Origin of the sequence: Synechococcus sp. H55.2, assembly GCF_047462495.1 — a bacterium.
Lineage (GTDB): Bacteria > Cyanobacteriota > Cyanobacteriia > Thermostichales > Thermostichaceae > Thermostichus.
This window is the reverse complement of record NZ_JANSJH010000041.1, coordinates 1-20,111: the sequence shown is the minus strand read 5'-3', so window position 1 is coordinate 20,111 and position 20,111 is coordinate 1. Positions and strand designations below refer to the sequence as shown.

The window sequence follows — 20,111 nt, the reverse complement described above, 5'->3', positions numbered from 1 at the left end:
CTTCCCGCTGGATTTGGCGGCGGTGGAAGTGGCGCCGGCCATCCGTGGCTAATCCACTCTTGACCGAGTAGACTAGTCCTTCTTGAGTCCCCTGGCAGATGCCGGGGGATTTTTTTCTTCTACTGCCCCCTCCAATCTTTCTACCCAGGTGGGAGACCAAAATCGGCAAACGGTTTACCAGGATCTTTCCCCCAGTTTTTTCCAGTTAGAGTAGGGCTATTGCATCTGCAGGTAAAGGATATGGCGATCATTTCTTCTCGGGCTGTGGGGGCTGAGGATCCCGGGCAGCAGCAAAAGAGTTCTGCTTGCAGAGAAGGGATGGAGTTCCGCTCCCAGAACCGGGGCCGGCAAGCCGATGAGCTGTTGCAGCCACAGGCTCAGCCTGGCGAGGCTCAGGAAGAATCCCTGCGCCCGCGCACCCTAGCCGAGTACATCGGCCAGACGGAGCTTAAGGAAGTGCTTTCCATTGCCATTGCGGCGGCCCGGGCCCGCGGTGAGCCTTTGGATCACCTATTGTTCTATGGCCCGCCCGGCCTCGGCAAAACCACGGTGGCTGCGGTGCTGGCGGCAGAAATGGGATCCCACTTCTACATGACCACAGCCCCGGCGCTGGAGAGCCCCCGCGACATTGCCGGCTACCTGGTGCGCCTGAAGCGGGGGGATGTGCTGTTTATCGACGAGATCCATCGCCTGCCCAAAGTGACGGAAGAATTGCTCTACCCGGCCATGGAAGATTTTCGCCTCGATATCACCATCGGCAAGGGTCGCTCGGCCCGCATCACCTCTCTGCCCTTGGAGCGCTTCACCCTCATCGGGGCCACCACTCGCATCGGCGCCCTCACCTCGCCGCTGCGGGATCGCTTTGGCCATGTGCAACGGCTGCGCTTTTATGAGCCCCACGAGCTGGTGGAAATCGTGTTGCGCACTGCCCGTCTCCTGAACACTTCCATCGATCCGGAAGGGGCGACAGAGATCGCCCGCCGTTCTCGGGGCACGCCGCGTATTGCCAATCGCTTGTTCAAGCGGGTGCGCGATTATGCCCAGGTGCGAGGAGATGGCCACATCAGCCGAGAAGCGGCAGCCGCGGCCCTGGAGTTGTTCCAGGTGGATCCTATGGGGCTGGATTGGACAGATCGTAAGCTCCTGACGATCCTGGTGGAGCAGTTTGCGGGCGGGCCCGTGGGCCTGGAGACGATGGCCGCCGTGACGGGTGAGGATCCCCAAACCATCGAAGAAGTCTACGAGCCCTACCTGTTGCAGATCGGCTATCTGCAGCGCACACCCCGTGGGCGGGTGGTTACCCCCGCCGCCCTGCAGCACTTGGGCTACGCAGCCCGTTCCCTCACCCCCAGCCCCTCTCCCACAAGGGGAGAGGGGAGTTAATCTAGCTGCGATCGTTGCTGCCAACAGGGCTGAAACTGGGCACCACCAGCTCGCGGTTTTGCTTAGTGAGGCGGCCATACAGCTCTTGGGTGTTGGGGAAGTTGGCCGCCGGCAAGGTGGGGAAGCGGCGGTAGGGCACTGTATCTTCCCCGAAGAGATCCCGGTACTCTTGGGTATTCAGCAAGGCGCGCACAAAGGCCTTCAAACCCTGGGTGGCCAGGATCTGGTTGTACTTGCGGATCTCCTGCTGGTTCAGGGGCGCGCGGCCCAGGAAGTGCTTGGTGCCCAACTCGATCACCTTGGTGTTGGGATAGGGAGCGTAGAACTCAGAGCGGTACAGTTCTGAACACCCCAGCGCCTCGATGAACTCCTTGACGGTGATCTCGCCGTTGCGCAGCCTGGACTCGGCGGAGCTGAGCTCGGCACTGATGTTGTAAATGTCCATATCTCGCTCAAAGACCTGCCGGTAGGCGGCGCGGATGAGGTTGTTCACCTCGGCTTTGTTGGCCAGGCTGGTGAGCTTGAAGATGGGAACCTCCTGGCGCACCTTGGGCACTCCCTGCTGGGCCCGCCGCTGGATCTCCAGCTCGCCGGAGGGCATATCCTGCGGCTGGCCCAACTTGACAAAGAGGGGGATATCCTCATCGGTGCGAATGGGCTTGAGCGCCGCCATATCGCTGGATCCGGGGCGCATCCGCCGCAACGCCAGGCCGCCGGGGGTGAGGTAGCGCTCGTAGGGCACAATGTCTTCTCCGAAGGCCCGCTGGTACTCCTCGCTGTCGAGGATGGCATCCACCACCGCGTAGAACCCTTGCTTGGAGGCAATGTCGAACAGACGGTTGATCTCCTGCCGCCCGTAGGTGGGCCGGCCCAGCAGCTTGCGGTGGATAAACTCGATGGCTTTGCAAACATACAAGCTGGACCAGTACTTGTTGCGAAAGAGATCCGATTTGGCCAGTTGGCGCACAAACTCTTTGACGCTGATCTCGCCCGACTCCAGCTTGATCTCCCAGCGGGTTAGCCGTTGGCCTTCGTAGGGCACATAGCCATATAGCTGCTGGTAGCAGGCGCGGATCACCGCTTGTGTGGATCCCTCGCTGCCAACAATCCCGGCCCGTGCCCCCAACCGCCGACTGCGATCCCCAGGGGTTTGGGTGAGCTTGAAAACCTTGGGCCCCAAGCTGCCCGGATCCCCTGCCGCCCTGGGATTGGTGCGCTCGTTGGTGAGGGCAAAGCCGCGCCGGATGAGGATGCGCTTGACATCCTTGTTGAAGGGGGCGGGGCTGGCGTTGAGGGAACGGGTCTCCTTGGGGAAGATGGCGCCAAATTGGATCTCCAGCGGGTCGTTGCCGACGCCATAGGCATGCTGATCCGGCAAAGGGCGATTGTAGCGGGCAAAGAGGGTGATGAACTGGGGCACCTTGCGGCGGGGGGCAGCGTAGTTGTAAAGATCAAACTTGGCCCCCCAGTTGGCGCTGGTTTGGGCTTCCACCCCTAGCTTGCGCAGGTAGGGCACCGTCTCCTCGCCGAAGTAGTCGCCGTACTCGCGGCTATCCACCAGCGCATCCACCAGGCCGGCCAGACCCTTGCTGGAGATGATGGAGAAGTAGGTCTGCACTTCCTCGCGGGTTTCTGGGGCCCGTCCTAGGAAGTGGCGGAAGGCCAGCTCCACGACGCGGCTGTTGATGTAGGGCTCGTAAAACTGCTTGCGGTACAGTTCGGATTTGCCCAGGCGGCGGATGAACTCCTTCATGGAGATCTCGCCGTTTTTCACCTTCGATTCCAGGTCGGAAAGCTTGAGGCCGTAGGCACGGCGGATGTCTCGCTCGAACACCTGCCGGTAGGCGGCTTTGATCACGTCTTCTTTCTCGGCGTTGGACAGCCCCGGCTTCATGGCAAAAACGGGCACTTTTTCCGCCGCCAAGTTGTAAATCTGGGGGAGCTGTAGCCCCTGCAGGGGCAGGCCATCGGCGGTGCTGGCGTTGCGCTGCCGCAGCTTATCGGAGGGGGAAGGAGCGATGAACTCGCTCAGCAAGACATCGAAATATTGGTTGATGATGGCCACCGCCTCGGCATCTTTGCGGAAGTAGCCAGCGGCGGCCCGCTTCATTTCTTGAATGGCGACGATGGTGGCCTCGGCGGAGCAGGCGTTTTCGATGATCTCCCGCAGGCCACGGGTGTTGACGGCAATGATGCTGGGATCCCCGGCCACAAGAGCGTAGGTGACGTAGCGCAAGAACCAGCTCAGATCCCGCAGGGACTTGCGCATGTTGGCGGCGCCGTAGCGGGAGATGTTAATGGGGCGGAAGTTGGGGGGAATCTCCACGCCGCTGGCGCTGAAGAGGTTGCGGATGGCCTCGAGGAAGCCGCCGGTGGACTCCACGTAAAAGGCGGTGCCCAACTTAAAGGCTTCCTTCTCGTCCTGAGTGACTTCTGGCCGCTCCAGATAGGCCATGGGCGAGCCCCCCGTGAAGATGCGGTTGGCCGCCCGGCTGACGATGATTTCGGAGTTGGCCGCGATCACTTGGGCAATGTCCAGGCGCTTCAGGCCGCTGGAGAAAAAGTCCTCCAGGCGATCCAACTCGGTGCGTCCCAGATAGCGATCCTGCTGTTCTGCCTGGGAGATGGTCGATACGGGCACGGTTTGGTACAGACGGGGGCTGGAAACGACGGTGCCAGCGGATACGTTGATACCCATCGATCTCTTAAACTCCGTTTTATCGAAAAAATGGCCGACAAAGGCTGAGGACGGTGCCCTCCCATCGCGCAGCGGGCCATAGCCTTTGGGGTGAAGAGGCCGACCCACGCTCGAACCGATGTCTCTCCCTGAGCCGAGAAGGATTGATGCCGGAGGGAGAAGCCAAGCCTAGAATACTAGGGGGATGTGCCCAGAGTGGGGGGGTTGTTGCAGTTTGTAACACTGTTTCTCATCCACATAGACATGGCTCCCGACCCGGCTCTGCCCTCACATCCGTTGTTTTCCGTCTCCAGCCTTGAAGACTGGCAACAGGGGCGTTACGAGTGCCTTGTCCAAGCTTTGCAGCAGCAGCTCCAGCAGGGATCCCCCTCCTCAGAGCTGTATTGGGGGCTGGGAGCTGCCTATCTGCTGCTGGGGCGGGAGCTGGAGGCGCAGCTTGTGTGGCAAGAGGGCTTGGCAATGCAGACAGCCGGAGGTGTAGCCGAAGCCGAGGCTGTGCGTGGGTGGGCAAGGGAGCTGCAGGAGCTGGCAGAGGGGCTATGGGAAAAAGGCCATTGGCCGCAGGCGGCGGCTTTGTACCGACAGCTTGTGGAGCAGGGATCCCTTCCTCCCGATCTGGCGGCGCTGGCCGCCCATCGCGTTGGCCTAACCCAAGAGCGCAGCCGGCTGTGGAGCGCGGCAGCGGAGTGGTATGAGCGGGCTTGCCGGTGGGATCCAGCAGCGGCAGAAAGTTCTTGGCGCTGGGGCCTGGCGCTGCTCAAGTTGGGCCGGTTCCAGGAGGCCACCTCGGCCTTGGAGCAAGCCGTGCGGCTGCGGCCGGAGTGGGGGGATCCCTGGGTGCAGATGGGCTTGGCCTGGCTGGATCAAGGGGATCCGGCGCAGGCGGTGCGGTGTTTCCGGGAGGCGGAAGCGCGGGGCACGAAGACGGCAGAGCTCTACAGCTACTGGGCAGAGGCCCAGGTGCGGCTGGATGACCCGCAGGCTGCCTGGGAAAAGTTCCGGCAGGCGGTGGCGGCGGAGCGGGAGTGGCTGCAGGCGTGGTGCGAAGGCAGCGGCAGAGAAAGCCCGCTGCGGTCTGGACTGGAGCAGGCAGGCAGGGGAGAGGGGATCCCCCAGGACCTGGATTCGGCTTGGCGACGGCGCTGGGCTCCGGCAGGCTCTGTTGCCCAGGCCAGCCCCCTTGTAACCGACTCCTGGCCGCTGCCAGCCCAAGGCTACCTCACCACCCGGCAGTGGCATCAGGCCACAGGCGAAGGGGACTACCAAGCACTGGATCCAGGGGAGGTGCTCTGTCTGCAAGCGCCCCCTGTAGCTGATCCGGCCATTGGGCAAAAGCTGCGCCCGCAGCGGATCCCCCTGGCCGAGACTTTTGTGGCCCAGATCCCCCGCGGATCCGTCCATGTGGGCCACTATCCCCGCCACCTCTACGCCAGCTTTGCCAGTGCGGTGCTCACCCGCCGGGGAGAATTGCTGGCCGATGTCTCCCTCAGCTTGCCGCCACCGGAGTTTCTCGACTGGGACTGGGGGCCGGATCACCTGGAACACCACCCCATCTTGAGCTTACCCCACCTGCCGCCGCCGATCCCACTGGACGGCTCTGTCGCCCTCTTGCCGTTGGGAGCGGTCAATTACTTTCACTGGATGGTGGATGTTTTGCCTGCCCTTGATGTCCTGCAGCGGTCGGGCGCCCTCGGAAAAGACATCCCCATCTTGATCCACGGGTATCAAAGAAAACCCTTTCAGGTGCAGAGCTTGGCCGCTTTGGGGATCGCAGCCGAGCCCATCCTCAGCTTCGAGCAGGTGGGGGGATCCCATCTGCAAGCGCAGAACCTGATCGTGCCCTCAGCAGGGGCTCCGGCGGGGTGCTTGACGCCCAGGGGATTGGCGGTGCTGCGGCAACTGGCCCGGCCGAGCTTGTCCAGCGCTCCCTTGCTGCCGCGGCGGATCTACATCAGCCGTCGTGCTGCCCGCTGGCGGCGGGTGATCAACGAAGCGGAGGTGCTGGCGGCTTTGCGCCCCTGGGGATTTGTATCGGTGCAACTGGAAACCCTTTCTCTAGCGGAGCAAGTAGCGCTGATGCAAGGGGCCGAGGCGGTGATCGGGATCCATGGGGCGGGCCTGACCAACCTCGCCTTTTGTCAACCCGGCGCCACCGTCATCGAGATCCTGCCCCGCAACGCGGTGCTCCCCTACTTTTGGATCATCGCCCAGGTGGCAGGGCTCAATTATTTCCCTTTGCTGGCGCCGGTCTGCGATCCAGCTTTGGTGGCCCTTCTGGCCAGCCCCGATTTGGATCGAGAAGATGCCTGGGTGCGGATCCCGGACTTGCTCAAGGTGCTGGAACAGACAGAGCTCAATTGATGGTGGGAAAATGCCTTTTTTCGAATTTACGAGAGTTCTGCAAGCCTCGCATTCAAGATGGGATCGGAGGGACTCGAACCCTCACGTTCTTGAGGAACAACGGATTTTAAGTCCGTAGCGTCTACCATTCCGCCACGATCCCCTCTAGCGGCAACAGTACTCTAACAGACCACAGGCCAGCAGGATCAGCCTGTAGGATCCGGTGGTGACCTGATGGGGTTGGAGTCGGTCGGTCAACCAGCCAAACAAGGTAACGGGGGATCCTACTCTTCTCGTGGATGACGATGGCGCGGATGGCTTCGATTGCCACAGCCCCCATGGCCGGGACCCCCACCTCGGGCACGTCACCGCCTGGGATCCCCCCACCTACTCAGGAGAGGCGCTCAGGCGGTAGCCGCGGGGGGTGATCAGCCGGCTGCCGTAGCGAAAGGTCTGCGAGTTGCCGATCAAGACCAGGGTAAACATATCCACCTGCTCAGGATCCAACTCCCCCAGCGTGGTGAGGTGGATGACCTCGCCGGAACGATAGAGGTTGCGGGCCACCGCCACCGGGGTGTGGGCGGGGCGGGCGGCCAAAAAGATCTGCAGGGCTTTGAGGAAGGGATCCAACCGCTGCCGCGAGCGGGGATTGTACAGAGCCACCACAAAGTCGGCCTGGGCAGCCGCCTGCAGGCGTTGCTCGATGGCCGGCCAAGGGGTGAGCCGATCCGAGAGGGAAATGGCGCAAAAATCCTGCATGAGAGGGGCTCCCAGGCGGGCGGCAGCAGCCTGAAGGGCGGAGATCCCCGGCAGCACCTCCAGAGAGGGGCGGATCCCATCCCAGCTGCTGCGGGCCAAGTACTCCAGCACCAGCCCGGCCATGCCGTAGATCCCCGCATCTCCCGAAGAGATCACCGCCACCTGCAGCCCCTGCTGGGCCAGGGCAATGGCCCGCTGCGCCCGCTGCACCTCCTGGGTGATGGAAAAGGCTTCGCAAATCTGGCCCGGGTGTAAGAGGGGCGCCACCAAGTCCAGGTAGAGCTGGTAGCCGATCACCACGTCGGCTTGGGCCAGGGCCAGGCGGGCGGCCAAGGTCAATTGGGCGGGATCCCCGGGGCCGGTGCCAATCAGCCACAGGTGCCCGGCGCGAGGGGAATACTCCTGAGCAGCGCGGGCAATGGCCAGGGTACAAGCTCCCTCGCTTTCTGAGGCAAAGACCTGCTTGGGGCAGAGAAGGGTGGCTCTCCCCTGGGCTGGATCCTCATCCCCCGACATGCGCTGGGCGGCCAAGAGGGCAGCCGCCTCCGCCACCGAAGGGGTGCCCACGGCCTGCCGCACCGCCTCCGAAGGGTGGGGAACTGGGATCCCCGCCAGGGCCGCGGCAGAGAAGAACTGGATGGGCCAACCGTGGGCCTGGGCCAACTCCAGCAGTCCCGCCTCATCCCGTTTCAACTCCAGGGTGGCCAAGCCGGCAACGGCCTCGAAGGCCAGCCCCTGGGCCTGCAGCAGGCGGCGCAGGGATCCCTCCAGCCAGGCGCGGCTGGTGCCCCGCTCGCAGCCCACACCCACCCACAGCACCCGTGGATGCCAGTGAACGGTGGGGAGCTTGTCCAGAGAAGTTGTAGATTCGCTGATCCGGATCTGGGCCACTGCTTGGTCGGGAGCGGTGAGGAAAAGAGAATGATCCGCTGGCCAGGCTCGCCGCCAGAGCTGCGTGCCACAGGTTTGCTCAACGGCCACCGGCTCTCCCCGCGCCAGAGCGGCTGCCACCCCGTTCCAATCGCCGGCGCCCCGCTGCCAACCGTAGGGATCCCCCAGCAAATCCAAAGGCGGGATCCCCAGCCCTTCCGAGGCAGAGGTGAGGATGGGCTCGGCTCCCAAGGCAGCCGCCACCCGCCGCGCCAGCGCCTCAGCTCCTCCCACATGGCCGCCACAGAGGCTAATGGCCCAGCGCCCAGCTTCGTCCACCACCACCACCGCCGGATCCCGGTATTTGTCTTGCAAGAGGGGGGCAATGAGCCGCACCACCGACCCAACTGGCAAGACAAAGATACAGCCCTGCACCTGCGGCCAGCTCTGGGCCACCGCTGCCGCCAGGGGATCCCCATAGGCTTGCCAGGGGGGTGGCAGCGGCTCTCGCTGGGGGTTGGCCTTGCTCCAGCAGATCCACTCCTCCGGCAGCAGCGACAGCAAAGGCTGGGCCAAGCGGCGACCGCGCGGGGTAGGGGCAAACAGGGCAAGCTTCATCAGCCTAGGGATCCTATACTGGACTACAGAGCCACCCGCAAATAGACGAGTGCCAATGCCAACCCCCCTTGGACTGATGCTGCCGCTGATCCCCCTGGAGGTTCTGCTCTCCACGAAGGGGCTGATGTTTTTGTTGCTATCGGCCTATGGCGGGGCCATGTGGACATTTTTAAGTGGCGCTCCCCGGGTGTACACCATCATCGTGCCCGATCTGGAGCAGGCAAGGGGCTTCTACGAAAAGGTTTTGAAGCTGCCGGAGGCGGAGCTGCCGCTGCAGTACTACTACGGCTATGAGCAAAGCATGGTCAGCTCCAGCCTGGGATCGCCCTATTTTCCGGGAGATATTGGCCTCAGCTCTCACTTCGATACCAGAACCCGTCCCACTTCTGGATCGACACAACCGGATACCCCTGGCCTCTGGTATCAGCTCTCCGACAATGTGCAATTGCACGTGATCCTCGGCTCCACGGATCCCTACGGCAGTCCCTCCAGGCCCCCCTCTGTGCCTGCCTACGGGGCGGCAGCCGGTCGCACTGGCGGCGTCCGCTATCGCCACACCACCTATGAACGGGAAGCCCTCAAAGCGCTCCTGAAGCGGATCAACAAGCAAGGGATCCGCAACAGCGTCCGCTCCGAAAAGCCTTTTGTCTTCTGGGTGCGCGATCATCAAGGGCAGATCATCGAATTTGCCGAAATAAAAGGATGAAGGGATCCCCTAAGATCGTTGAAGGAAGGGGAAGCAAAAAGTCGGCGAGGGGAGACGCCAACAGATGAAACGGATGCTGCTGCTGTTGCTGGGTTTGCTGTGGATCGGGATGTGGGGTGGACAGCCGGCCGTGGCTCTGTCGCGGGCCAAAGACAACCCCGTGGTGGGCATCCAATCCCCAGCCAAAGACTTCATCACCACCGAGTCGGGCCTGCAATACTACGACATCGCTCAAGGCAGTGGGCCTTCACCTCAACCGGGGCAAACGGTGGTGGTGAACTATGTGGGCAAGCTGCAGGATGGCACCGTCTTCGATAGCTCCTATAAGCGCAATCAACCTTTCATCTTCACCTACGGAGTAGGGCAGGTGATCCGCGGCTGGGAGGAAGGTCTGGCCACCATGCGGGTGGGTGGCAAGCGGTACTTGCGCATTCCGCCGGAGTTGGCCTACGGCAGCCGCGGCGCCGGCGGCGTGATCCCACCCAACGCCACCCTTGATTTTGAAGTGGAGCTCCTGGCCATCCAGTAGACTCTGGACATCCACACCTAAGCTTGACTGGGGGTGGGGAAAGTCAAGGCGGTGAGATTGCAGGGCGCTGCGGCAACTCCCTTCTGGGTAACAAACCTGTCTCCGTCTGTGGAGCCCAATTTTCCCCCTGAAGCTCCTAGCGCAGAAAAAGCTCGCCTGCGCCAGCACTTCCGCCAAGTGCGGCAGGGGCTGGAACGCTCCCTGATCGACCAGAAGATAGTGGCTCATCTGGCCTCTCACCCCCAGCTTTTGGCGGCCAGAACCATCTTGGCCTACGTGGCCTTCGGCTCCGAGGTGGATCTGGGATCCCTGTTCGCCCTTTTCCCTGAAAAGCGCTGGGGGATCCCTCGTTGCTTGCCGCAGCGGCAGTTGGGATGGCATCGCTACCACCCAGCCGAGCTTGTTCCCAACCGCTGGGGGCTGCCGGAGCCCTCTCCCACCAGTGAGGTTATCGACCCTGCCGAAGCCGAGTTGATCCTCGTGCCCGCCCTGGCCTGCGACCGCTGGGGGAGGCGTTTGGGCTATGGCGGCGGCTATTACGACCGCTTTTTGGCCTCGCTGCCGGATCCCGGTGTGCCCAAGTGGGGCATTGTCCCGCAGGCTTGCCTGCTGCGGCAGCCTCTGCCTCAGGATCCCTGGGATCAACGCCTGGACGGGATCCAAACCGAAGAGGGGTTTTACCCGGCGGGGGATCCCCTAGACTAAGGGAGATGGGCCTTGGAGGAAAAACATGAGCCAAGTTTGGAAGAAGGGGCTTCGCTCCCTCTGCTGGAGCCTGGGCTGGGCGGCTTTGGCGGCCCTCTTGCTGGGCTTTGGCGCCATCCCCCTACAATTGAAGGATCTGCACATCACCCCCTGCCCGGATACCCCCGAATACACCAACCTGGTCACCAGCAACGGCAACCCCATACCGGCCAGGTGCATGTTCATTGAAGGGACGGTGGTGAACCGCTCCAAAAACACCTTGGTCAATGCGGATGTCTTCGGTCGCCTTTACGATGCCAACGGCAATGAGGTTCTGCCGGAGCGCACCCGCGTGGGAGCCATCGAAGAGGTTCCCCCCGGCGAAAGCCCCTTCTCCATTCGCATCTCCGTGCCCGTGACCAGCCCGCTGCCCTTGACCCTGGAGCAATTCAAGGCCAGCGGCTTCAGCGGCACCGTGCGCCGTTGACATCCGGCTGATCCCTAGAAGAGTTGGCGGGTGAAGTCCACCTGGGCCGGGCGCCCGGGCAAATGGAGCTGGGCAACCACCGGCGGGGTGTGGGCGATCAGCCGTCCCCGACGGAAAACGTACAGGCAAGCCGGTTTCAGGCGAATGGCTTCGACGGCATCGGCAGCCTGGAGCACCACCAAATCGGCATAGCAGCCGGGTTCTAGTCCGTAGCCTTCTAACCCCAAAATGCGGGCCGGGTTTTCCGTAACGGCCAAGAAGCACTGGCGCATCTGCTCATAGCCGGTCAATTGGGCAGCGTGGATCCCCATGTGGGCCACCTCCAGCATGTTGCCGCTGCCCAGGGGATACCAGGGATCCATCACGCAGTCCTGGCCAAAAGCTACTGTCAGCCCGGCGGCCATCAGCTCCGGCACCCGCGTCAGCCCCCGCCGCTTGGGATAGGTATCGTGGCGGCCCTGCAGCACCAGGTTCACCAGCGGGTTGGCGATCACCCCCAGCTCTGCCTCGGCCATCAGGGAAATGAGTTTGCTCACGTAGGCATTGTCCATTGAGTGCATTGAGGTGAGGTGGGAGGCGGCCACCCGCCCCTGCAAGCCCAGCCGCTGCGTCTCGTAGGCCAAGGTTTCCACGTGGCGGGAGAGGGGATCGTCTGTCTCGTCGCAGTGCAGATCCACCCGCAGACCCCGCGCCGCCGCAATCTCGCACAGGGCCCGCACCGAAGCTGCCCCTTCGGCCATCGTCCGCTCAAAGTGGGGGATCCCACCCACCACCTCTACCCCCCAATCCAGAGCCTTCTCCAAGAGCTGCACCGCCCCCGGCGAGCGGTAGTAGCCATCTTGGGGAAAGGCCACCAGTTGCAAATCCAGGTAGGGGGACACTTTTTGCTTGACCTCCAGCAAGGCCCGCACCGCCAACAGGTTGGGATCGCACACGTCCACATGGGCACGGATGGCCAGGATCCCGCGCGCCACCGCCCAGTCGCAATAGGTCAAGGCCCTCTCTATCACTGCCTCTGGCGTCAGCAGCGGCTTCAACTCCCCCCAAAGGGCGATCCCTTCTAGCAAGGTGCCCGATTGGTTGACGCGCGGGATCCCGTAGGTGAGGGTGGCATCCAGGTGAAAGTGGGCATCCACAAAGGGGGGCGACACCAAGCGGCCACTCACATCGATTTCCTGCAGGGCAGTGGCTTGTAAGTTGTTTTCCAGAGCAACAATGCGGCCCCCTTCAATGCCGATATCAACCCCCTTGCGGCCATCCGGCAAATTGGCCCGACGCAGAATGAGATCCATAGGTTATGGCTATTTCAACTTGGGATGAGCGACTAAAGTTGTTTCAAGGGCTTCCCTTCCCCCACTAAGGTAGGGGGATTTCCAGTCCTACCTATAGTGAGAGTGGCCGCCAACAAGCAATTCAAAAAGTAAGGCTCATGGCCTCAGCCCCAGCTCCGGCCCGCCAAAGCCCTGCAGAGGATGAGCATATTCTGAGCTGGTCAGACCCTTGGCCTGCACCAACACCCCAAAGCTCCCCAACCCCATCGGATCCAGGAGGGCGTGAAGAGCGTATCGTCGCTGCAACACCTGGCCCACATCCACAGCTTCGCCGTCAAGCGGATCCTCAATTTGGCTGAGAGCGGCCAGCCGCTCGGTTAACCCCAGGTTCACCAAAAAGCTGCTCTGCCGGGTGAACCCCAGATACTTCAGCCCCAGCGATTCTCCCACCTGCTCTAGGGTCGTAAAGTCCACATGGGCCGTGAGATCCTGGGATCCCACCTGAACATAGGGATCCGTGTAGCTGCCGTGCCGTCGGTAGGCCAGGAGCGTGCCTTGAGCGCGCTGGGGGCTATAGTAGCGCTGGGCGGTGTGGCCGTAATCGACAGTCAGCACGTAGCCCCGCCGCAGCTTGCGGGCCAGGAGCTGCAACCACTCCAGGGCTTTCAAGTTCACCTCGGTTTGGTAACCGGACGGATAGGTTTCTATGGGGATCCCCAGACGGGCAAAATACTCTCCCAGCTCAGGAGTGGACAGATCCCCCAGCACCTCCCGGAAGTCGGCTGCGGCAGCATCGCCACAAGCGACGTAAATTTCCCGCAACGCTCCCTCTTGCACCTGCACCCGATGTACCGGAAAAGCATCCACCAGCTCATTCGAGAAAAAACAGCCGATGACCGAGTCATCCGGGATCTCATCCCAATCCAGCCAGCGCACCTTTTCCCCAAAAGGGGCCAGTCGCTCCTGCTGTAGCCGACGCAGATGGGCAGAACGCTCCAGGATCCCATATTCCAGCACCTGCCAAAAAAGGGGGTGAGCAGAGCGCACGTAGGTCAGCCAATCCTGGGCCAAACGGCCGCTGCCCGCCCCCATCTCGATCACCCTGAAGACAGAAGGGGATCCCAAAATATTCCAGAACTGGCGGATCTGCTCCGCCAACAGTTGGGCAAAATCTGCCGCCAGGTGAGGAGAGGTCAGGTAGTCGGTGCCAACCGGGGATCCCCGCTCGTAATAGCCCAGCCCCGGCTCGTAGAGAGCCCACTCCATAAACTGGGCAAAGGTCACCGGCCCCTGAGCGCGAATGCGGCTGCCGATCAACTCCTGCAACCTCTGTGTGGACCGAGGTAACAACCAAGGCAAACTCAGGTCGCGCCGGGGCTGCTCAGGAACGATCACAGGTGGGGGTTCCAAAGATCCAGACTCACTTGCTCAGAGGGCGACGCCAATTTTGGCGAAACTGACGGTTCGAGACCAACAGCAGCGGCCAGAGAGCCGATACCAGCCACTTTCCGGATCCCGAATAGACGCGATCCGCTTTGCGGGCCGAGTACCAGACTCCACCTGCATAAATTGCCAAGAGCAAAAAAGGCCACATCTCAACCCATCCTGTTAACGCTGCTCAGCGAGTGGGGATCCCCGATCAGTAGGCATCCTGCAGCTCATAAAAGTCAGGCGTGATGTAGTCTTTGCGCAGCGGCCAACCAATCCAGTCTTCCGGCATCAAGATCCGCTTCAAGTTCGGGTGTCCCTCAAAAACAATGCCATACATGTCGTAGGTTTCTCGTTCCTGCCAATCCGCCGACTTCCAGATCCAATACACGGAAGGCAGCCGCGGATCCTGGCGAGGCAACTTCACCTGTAGCCGCACCTCTTGCGGGCGGTCTGCCCCATCCGATAGCTTGATCAGATGGTAGAGGCTGACCAGTGGCTGACCTGCCCCCAAGTCGTACCCACACTGGCACTGCAAATAGTTGAAGCCGTAGGCATAGAGGGCGGTGCACACAGGCAGGAGAAAATCCCGCTCCACCTCCAACAGCTCCACCCCCGCCGCATCTTTCCCCAGGTACTGGTGGTCAAAACCGTTGTCGGCCAGAAACTGGGAGACCGGGCCGCGCTCCAACGTCGCTAACGGTTCCGCTTGCCTTTCCTGAGCCTTGTCCTCTGCCATCTTACATCCCTCCCCGCAAAGCTTTGAGCTGCTGTTCCGCCTGCTTGAAGTCGGCAGTCTGCAAGGCCGGCGGCACCGGCAAGCCGATGGCAGCCGCCAGTTCCGGCGGAGGAGCTTGGCGGGTCTCGCTCTCCAGATACTTGCCAGTGATGATCTCCGGCACCGGCTTGAGGTTGTGCTTGACCGTGTAGTAGCGGTGAGTTTGTTGCAGGCGGCCCCGCTCCCGCATGTCTTCAGCGGCGATCTTCTTGCGCAGCTTGACAATGGCATCCATGATCGCCTCCGGGCGCGGCGGGCAGCCGGGAATGTACACGTCCACGGGGATTAGCTTGTCCACCCCTCGCACTGCTGTGTAGGAATCGGAGCTAAACATGCCGCCACTGATGGTGCAGGCCCCCATAGCGATCACGTACTTCGGCTCAGCCATTTGCTGGTAGAGCTTGACCAGCGCCGGGGCCATTTTCATAGTGACCGTGCCCGCCGTGATGATCAAATCAGCCGTGCGCGGTGAAGACCGGGGCAACAGGCCAAAGCGGTCGAAATCAAAGCGGGATCCCAGCATGGCGGCAAACTCGATGAAGCAGCAGGCGGTGCCATAGAGCAGGGGCCAGAGGCTGGACATCTTGGCCCAGTTGTACAGGTCGTTCACCGTCGTCAGAACGACATTGTTGGAGAGGTCGGTGGTAACCTGGGGGGCGGCCCCTGGAAACAGAACCTGCGGTTTCTCAGACGTCATGACCATTCCAATGCTCCTTTTCTCCAGGCGTACACAAGACCCACCACAAGGATGGCGATGAAAATCAGGGCCTCCACAAAGGCCAGCAACCCCAAGCGGTGAAACGCCACCGCCCAGGGATAGAGGAATACGGTCTCTACGTCGAAAATGACGAAGACCAAAGCAAACATGTAGTAACGGATGTTGAACTGGATCCAGGCTTGCCCAAACGGCTCCATGCCCGACTCATAGGTGCTGCGGCGTAGGGATCCCCGCCGCTTGGGAGCCAAGAGCGCAGAGGCCCCCAGCGCTAAAATCGGCAGCAGAGCGCAGACGATCAGGAAAACCAGCAGATACTCGTAGCCGGACAGAACAAACACAACCTCAGACCGCCTCAGTTGCTCAACATTTAGATACGTTTTCAGTATAGAGCCAGTCTGGGATTCCCCTGCGCCCTCGAATCTTCATTCTAATCATCAGTTCTGGTGATGATCACGATTGCCGGGAGCGGCGTTTTTCCAGCCAAGCCCACACTCCGCTCACCACCGCTCCGGCCATCAGGATCCCCAAAGCCGGCTGAAACAAAGGCAGCCACAGCCGCACCCAAAGCTTGTAGCCCAGTGGGATCCCGACAAAAGCCCCCGTCACCGAAAAGACAAACCAGACAAACCCGGCGAACACCAGAAAGACAATGGCAATCAGGAAGTTATCCAGCCAGCGCTTGAGGTCAGAGGAAGTCATGGAGATTAAGGCAGAACAGCTTGAAGTCAACCCAGAAGCAATATCTGAACCGAACTTTTTGGCTATCCAACGCTGGGCCAGCTCGGCTCTCGCCTGCCGTGAGCAGGCTCCAAAACCACACTAACGCCAGCGCAGTTCTCCTGCCAGCCTACCGACAGCATTTGAGAGTTGCGATTCCCTTGGTCAGCTCAGGTGGGAGATTGTCCCCCAATCGGCTGTACCGGCTGTTGACTTGTCAAGATATAGTGGTGAAAATCTGCTTATACACAATCTGTAGCGCTAAGCCGATGTCCATCTTCTCGAGCTCCTCTTTTGCAGACCGCTTACGACAGGTGATCGGCGACGAGGCCATTTATGCGTTTGGGCGACGGGCCGGCATTAGCGATACGGCCTTGCGCAGCTACCTGAAGGGTTCCGTGCCCGGCATTGACAAGGCGGTGAAAATTGCCCAGGTGGGCCAAGTCAGCCTCAATTGGCTGATCACAGGGGAGGGATCCCCACGCTTGGATTCCGACTCGAAGGCAGAGTATGTGTATGTACCTTTTGTCGATGTGGCCGTCTCTGCGGGAGCGGGGGTGTTGGTGCGGGAAGAAGCGATCGCCGCGGTGATGGCTTTCGAGCGAAACTGGCTGCGGGCCCATTTGAAGGGAAACCCTGCCAAGCTGAGCCTGATTCGGGTGCAGGGGGATAGCATGGCTCCCACCTTGGAGGATGGCGACTGGATCTTTGTGGAGCGGCAGGAGGGTGGGGATCTGAGCTGTGAAGGCATTTATGTCTTTCAGATGGATGGGGATCTGTTGGTCAAACGACTGCAGCGCCTGCCCGGATCCCAGGTGAAGGTGATCAGCGACAATCCCCGTTTTCCGCCCTTTGTGGCGGATCTGGCGGATCCCGCCAACGGATTGGCCATCATAGGGCGGTATCGAGGCCGCCTTAGTTTTGATTAGCCCTTTGAACGATGGCGGGAAGTGGCAGCTTGACCGACCGAGAATCCCCTCGGCGAGCTCCGGTCGCCGGCTAGGATCGCTTTCTAGAGTTGAGTGGAGTTCCCACTCCTTGCCTGCGTCCATTTAGCCGGAGGTTTGCCCAGGATGCCTCGCTCGTCCCAGCGCTCAACGGTTGCTCTCAATTTCCTCAGTGGGATCCTCTTGGTCAGCAGCGGGATCTGGCTGGGGATGGAGCTTCCCCAGCAGGCTCAACCTCAGCCCCAACCGGAGACCAACCTCTCTGCCGGTCAACCGGCTCCGCCTACACCAGCGATCTTGCCCACCCTGGCCCCACCCCAGGCCAATCCGCCGCTGGCCAGCCCAACGGCCAATGCAGATCCAAATGCAGATCCAGAGGAACGTCAGGCGAGCCCCACAGATCTGGAAACGGAGATTCGGGAAATCCGCCAGCAGGTGATCCAGCTCTTGATAAAAATTGAGGAACTGGAGTCGCGGCTGCAGCGGCTGCGTTCTCAAACAGCCCCTGAGCCCGTCAGGGAATCTTCCACCGCCGCCGAGATCGCTCCAGGGGAAGCCAGCGTTCCCGCCCCGACCCCAACGCCGACTCCCACCTCTTTTCAGGTGGGAACCCAAACCATCAGCCTGCCGGGGGATTTGCTGTTCGATTTTGACAAGGCCGAGATTCGACCTGAGGCGACCTCGCTGCTGGCCCAGGTGGCGAAATCCTTGGAAGCCATGCCCGGCGCCCGCGTTCAAGTGAACGGTCACACCGACAACATTGGATCCCTAAACTACAACCTGGCTCTTTCCCTGCGCCGCGCCAACGCGGTTAAAGACTATTTGATGAAACTCTTGCCGGAAGGCCATCCCATCAGTTGGACAACCTCTGGCTTTGGCCCTACCTTGCCGGTGGCCGATAACGACACAGAAGCCGGACGGCAGCGGAACCGCCGTGTGGATTTGATCATCGCTCCCTAGCTTCCCCCCCAAAATGGGGGATGACATATTCTGGCAGGGCTTTGGTCTAGAATCTGGTAGGGCCAAATGGCTTCAGGTTCAATCCCTATCGTTGGGGTTCGGTTTTGAACGCAGCAGGGATCCCTTCGGGTGAGAAGCAGACATTTGCGCTGAGGGTTGAGACAACTCTCGACGCTCTTGGCCAAGTTTTAACCTGGTTTGAATCTTTTCGAAATGCCGGCATCCCGGATCCCATTTGGACGGAATGTCAGTTGGTTTTGGCGGAGGGGTTTACCAACGCCGTTCGCCACGCCCACCGCGCCCTGCCTCCCAGTACGCCCATTGATATTGAGCTGATCCTGATGCCGCAAGAGCTGGAGTTGCGCATTTGGGATCAGGGGCAGGAGTTTGACCTGGAGGGAGCTTTCCGGCACCTGGTGGCCAACCCCGATCCCGAATCCGAGGGGGGACGCGGCATTTGGCTGATGAAGGCTCTCTCCACCCACCTGAGCTATACTCGTCAGGCGGATGGGCGCAACTGCCTGTTGATCGGCAAGCGCTTCGACGATCTAGCTCAAGTCTATCGGTGCCAGGCCTAGGTGAGCAGGCCGCCGCTTAACTTGCGAATGGCCGAGCTGGCCACATCGCTGTAGCGCAGTTCACCGGCCAGGATCTGGCCCATACGCCGAGTGGCTCCCGGTCGTTTGACGCCCACCTTGTAGCCCACGCCTGGAAAGCGGTAGAACAAGGCCGCAATCCGTTTAGCCCAGCGCATCTCTGAGCCCCATTCCTGTTGCACGCGGGCCGAGTAGTTCGCCAGAGCCTCTGTGTTCCCCGCCAGGGCTTGGTCGATGGCCTCTGCCGCCAACATGCCGGTGAGGAGGGAAGGGCGGATCCCCTCGGCGGTAAACGGATCGACGACGCAGGCGGCATCCCCCACCAAGAGGGCATTTTGGCTGTGGAGCGGTTGCTCTTCATCCCAGAGGCAGATGGGATGGCCGAACTGCTTGACCGATTTCAAGTCTACGCCGAAGCTTTGGGCATATTGGGCGGCAATTTCCCGCAGGTTTTGTTTTTCTCCACCGCGAAAGGTGCCGGCCCCGATCGAGTAGCCATCGGCCTTGGGGAAGTTCCAAAGGTAGCCATTGCTCACGGCGCCGAAGTCGAAATGGGCGGCTGCAGTTTGCGGTTGCCCAACGGGCACCTCTGCTTCCAGGGCGGCGGCTAGACGACGGCGGCGTTCTTGAAAGCCCAGCCACTTGGCCATCGAGCCTTTTGCCCCATCGGCTGCGATCACATACCGACCCCAGACAGGGCCGGTGCTTGTCATCACTTGCCAGCGGTCGCTTTGCCACTCGAGGCCGGAGACGGGGCATGTTGCCTGGAGCGCTGCCCCTTGCTTTTGCGCCTGCTGAATCAAGTAGTGGTCGAAAACATCCCGCCGCACCATCCAAACGGGTTCTTGCAGATCCAGGTCGGCCACCACCGGATCCCCGCCGCGCCAGGTGTAGCGAATTTGCCGGATCTTCAGGGAAATGGCGGGGCTGAAGTCGAAGTCGAACCAAGCTGCCACCATGGGAGAGACCCCGCCCCCACAGGGTTTGTAGCGGGGCAAGGGATCTTTTTCCAAGACCAGCACCGAGCGCCCCCGCTTGGCCAGATGGTAGGCAGCAGAGCCGCCGGCGGGGCCAGCACCGACAATGACACAGTCGTAAAGCTGCGACATAACCTGCGATTCCCCAGCTCCCATGTCCTGGGCTTTGTTTATCGGCTTCTAGACTATTATGGCGGCAGCAAATCTACCCGCCTGTTTTTGGGAAGCCCATGCGAATTCGATGGCAACGGCTTGCCAACTTGCCCTTGACTTGCTGCTATGCCGCCTTCAAACCCTCTAGCTCGCTTGATCTCGTTGGATGAGGAAACCCCATGCACGACCTGGACAGTTTGCCAGAACCGGTAGCCGACGCCCTAATCAAAAGCCTGCTCACGGATGTGGAACGGCTGATCAACCAGCACGGCCTGTCAGAGGTTCTGGTGGGGTTGGCCATGTATTGCAATGTGCAGTTCAAGGCCAAGTTCAATAAACCCAACCGCACCGAAAAGGATGAGGAGCTGGGATTTTATTTCCGCGACGCTGCCAAAGCCCTAGAGGTGGCGGCCAGCCTCACCTACCGCACCATCGATCGCTCCCGGCCCAGCCAGCCCAACGCTTAGAGGGTAGGGATCCCGCCCTCACCCC

20 protein-coding genes and 1 tRNA gene are annotated in these 20,111 nt (G+C 61.3%); 10 read left to right on the top strand and 11 right to left on the bottom strand.

The features are described 5' to 3' along the window. The first annotated feature begins 240 nt into the window (after positions 1-240). Positions 241-1,383: a Holliday junction branch migration DNA helicase RuvB gene (gene ruvB, locus NW844_RS06760; RefSeq protein WP_414334583.1), complete on the top strand. Its 1,143-nt coding sequence runs from the start codon at positions 241-243 to the stop codon at positions 1,381-1,383. A 1-nt stretch (position 1,384) separates the two neighbouring features. On the opposite strand, the gene NW844_RS06755 is transcribed toward ruvB, so the two are convergent. Further along, positions 1,385-4,081 (bottom strand): phycobilisome rod-core linker polypeptide, encoded by a 2,697-nt coding sequence (locus NW844_RS06755; protein ID WP_414334581.1) that lies wholly within the window; start codon positions 4,079-4,081, stop codon positions 1,385-1,387. A 207-nt stretch (positions 4,082-4,288) separates the two neighbouring features. Between NW844_RS06755 and NW844_RS06750 the strand changes: the two genes are divergently transcribed. Further along, positions 4,289-6,442 (top strand): glycosyltransferase 61 family protein, encoded by a 2,154-nt coding sequence (locus tag NW844_RS06750; protein ID WP_414334580.1) that lies wholly within the window; start codon positions 4,289-4,291, stop codon positions 6,440-6,442. A 58-nt stretch (positions 6,443-6,500) separates the two neighbouring features. Here the strand turns inward: NW844_RS06750 and NW844_RS06745 are convergent. Continuing rightward, positions 6,501-6,584, bottom strand: a tRNA-Leu gene (locus NW844_RS06745). 224 nt (positions 6,585-6,808) lie between these two features. Beyond that, entirely contained in the window at positions 6,809-8,668 is a 1,860-nt protein-coding gene (gene cobJ, locus NW844_RS06740; RefSeq protein ID WP_414334578.1) for a precorrin-3B C(17)-methyltransferase, read from the bottom strand. Positions 8,669-8,723: 55 nt separating this feature from the next. On the opposite strand from cobJ, the gene NW844_RS06735 reads away from it, so the two are divergent. The 4 genes from NW844_RS06735 to NW844_RS06720 all read left to right on the top strand — a co-directional run bounded on the left by NW844_RS06735 (position 8,724) and on the right by NW844_RS06720 (position 11,074). Continuing rightward, the gene (locus NW844_RS06735; RefSeq protein ID WP_414334576.1) at positions 8,724-9,374 is read left to right on the top strand and encodes a hypothetical protein; all 651 of its coding nucleotides are present in this window, start codon (positions 8,724-8,726) and stop codon (positions 9,372-9,374) included. A 64-nt stretch (positions 9,375-9,438) separates the two neighbouring features. Further along, positions 9,439-9,903: an FKBP-type peptidyl-prolyl cis-trans isomerase gene (locus tag NW844_RS06730; RefSeq protein WP_414334574.1), complete on the top strand. Its 465-nt coding sequence runs from the start codon at positions 9,439-9,441 to the stop codon at positions 9,901-9,903. A 51-nt stretch (positions 9,904-9,954) separates the two neighbouring features. After that, entirely contained in the window at positions 9,955-10,608 is a 654-nt protein-coding gene (locus NW844_RS06725; RefSeq protein WP_414334572.1) for a 5-formyltetrahydrofolate cyclo-ligase, read from the top strand. A 25-nt stretch (positions 10,609-10,633) separates the two neighbouring features. Next, complete coding sequence (locus NW844_RS06720; RefSeq protein ID WP_414334570.1) at positions 10,634-11,074, top strand: FxLYD domain-containing protein; 441 nt, start codon at positions 10,634-10,636, stop codon at positions 11,072-11,074. A 14-nt stretch (positions 11,075-11,088) separates the two neighbouring features. On the opposite strand, the gene NW844_RS06715 is transcribed toward NW844_RS06720, so the two are convergent. The 7 genes from NW844_RS06715 to NW844_RS06685 all read right to left on the bottom strand — a co-directional run bounded on the left by NW844_RS06715 (position 11,089) and on the right by NW844_RS06685 (position 15,968). Next, positions 11,089-12,366, bottom strand: coding sequence for an amidohydrolase family protein (locus tag NW844_RS06715; protein ID WP_414334568.1), 1,278 nt, complete (start codon positions 12,364-12,366; stop codon positions 11,089-11,091). A gap of 135 nt (positions 12,367-12,501) precedes the next feature. Further along, positions 12,502-13,671 (bottom strand): class I SAM-dependent methyltransferase, encoded by a 1,170-nt coding sequence (locus NW844_RS06710; protein ID WP_414334566.1) that lies wholly within the window; start codon positions 13,669-13,671, stop codon positions 12,502-12,504. A gap of 94 nt (positions 13,672-13,765) precedes the next feature. Beyond that, positions 13,766-13,939: a hypothetical protein gene (locus NW844_RS06705; RefSeq protein ID WP_414334564.1), complete on the bottom strand. Its 174-nt coding sequence runs from the start codon at positions 13,937-13,939 to the stop codon at positions 13,766-13,768. Between the two features lie 45 nt (positions 13,940-13,984). Continuing rightward, positions 13,985-14,512: an NAD(P)H-quinone oxidoreductase subunit J gene (locus NW844_RS06700; protein WP_414334563.1), complete on the bottom strand. Its 528-nt coding sequence runs from the start codon at positions 14,510-14,512 to the stop codon at positions 13,985-13,987. A 1-nt stretch (position 14,513) separates the two neighbouring features. Further along, positions 14,514-15,254 (bottom strand): NADH dehydrogenase subunit K, encoded by a 741-nt coding sequence (locus tag NW844_RS06695; protein ID WP_414334561.1) that lies wholly within the window; start codon positions 15,252-15,254, stop codon positions 14,514-14,516. Then, on the bottom strand, positions 15,245-15,607 hold the full coding sequence (gene ndhC, locus NW844_RS06690; protein WP_414334560.1) for a photosynthetic/respiratory NAD(P)H-quinone oxidoreductase subunit C: 363 nt from the start codon (positions 15,605-15,607) through the stop codon (positions 15,245-15,247). The genes NW844_RS06695 and ndhC overlap by 10 nt, the downstream gene beginning before the upstream one ends. Before the next feature lie 112 nt (positions 15,608-15,719). Beyond that, the gene (locus NW844_RS06685) at positions 15,720-15,968 is read right to left on the bottom strand and encodes a hypothetical protein (protein WP_414334559.1); all 249 of its coding nucleotides are present in this window, start codon (positions 15,966-15,968) and stop codon (positions 15,720-15,722) included. 287 nt (positions 15,969-16,255) lie between these two features. Here NW844_RS06685 and NW844_RS06680 point away from each other — a divergent pair, with 287 nt between their 5' ends. The 3 genes from NW844_RS06680 to NW844_RS06670 all read left to right on the top strand — a co-directional run bounded on the left by NW844_RS06680 (position 16,256) and on the right by NW844_RS06670 (position 18,471). After that, a complete protein-coding gene (locus NW844_RS06680; RefSeq protein ID WP_414334557.1) occupies positions 16,256-16,915 on the top strand; it encodes a LexA family transcriptional regulator in 660 nt (219 codons plus the stop codon). 144 nt (positions 16,916-17,059) lie between these two features. Continuing rightward, positions 17,060-17,893: an OmpA family protein gene (locus NW844_RS06675; protein ID WP_414334555.1), complete on the top strand. Its 834-nt coding sequence runs from the start codon at positions 17,060-17,062 to the stop codon at positions 17,891-17,893. Positions 17,894-17,997: 104 nt separating this feature from the next. Beyond that, positions 17,998-18,471 (top strand): ATP-binding protein, encoded by a 474-nt coding sequence (locus tag NW844_RS06670; protein WP_414334553.1) that lies wholly within the window; start codon positions 17,998-18,000, stop codon positions 18,469-18,471. On the opposite strand, the gene NW844_RS06665 is transcribed toward NW844_RS06670, so the two are convergent. Then, on the bottom strand, positions 18,468-19,598 hold the full coding sequence (locus NW844_RS06665; protein WP_414334551.1) for a geranylgeranyl reductase family protein: 1,131 nt from the start codon (positions 19,596-19,598) through the stop codon (positions 18,468-18,470). The genes NW844_RS06670 and NW844_RS06665 overlap by 4 nt on opposite strands. A 200-nt stretch (positions 19,599-19,798) precedes the next feature. Here NW844_RS06665 and NW844_RS06660 point away from each other — a divergent pair, with 200 nt between their 5' ends. Continuing rightward, complete coding sequence (locus tag NW844_RS06660; protein ID WP_414334549.1) at positions 19,799-20,086, top strand: hypothetical protein; 288 nt, start codon at positions 19,799-19,801, stop codon at positions 20,084-20,086. The last annotated feature ends 25 nt before the right edge of the window (positions 20,087-20,111 follow it).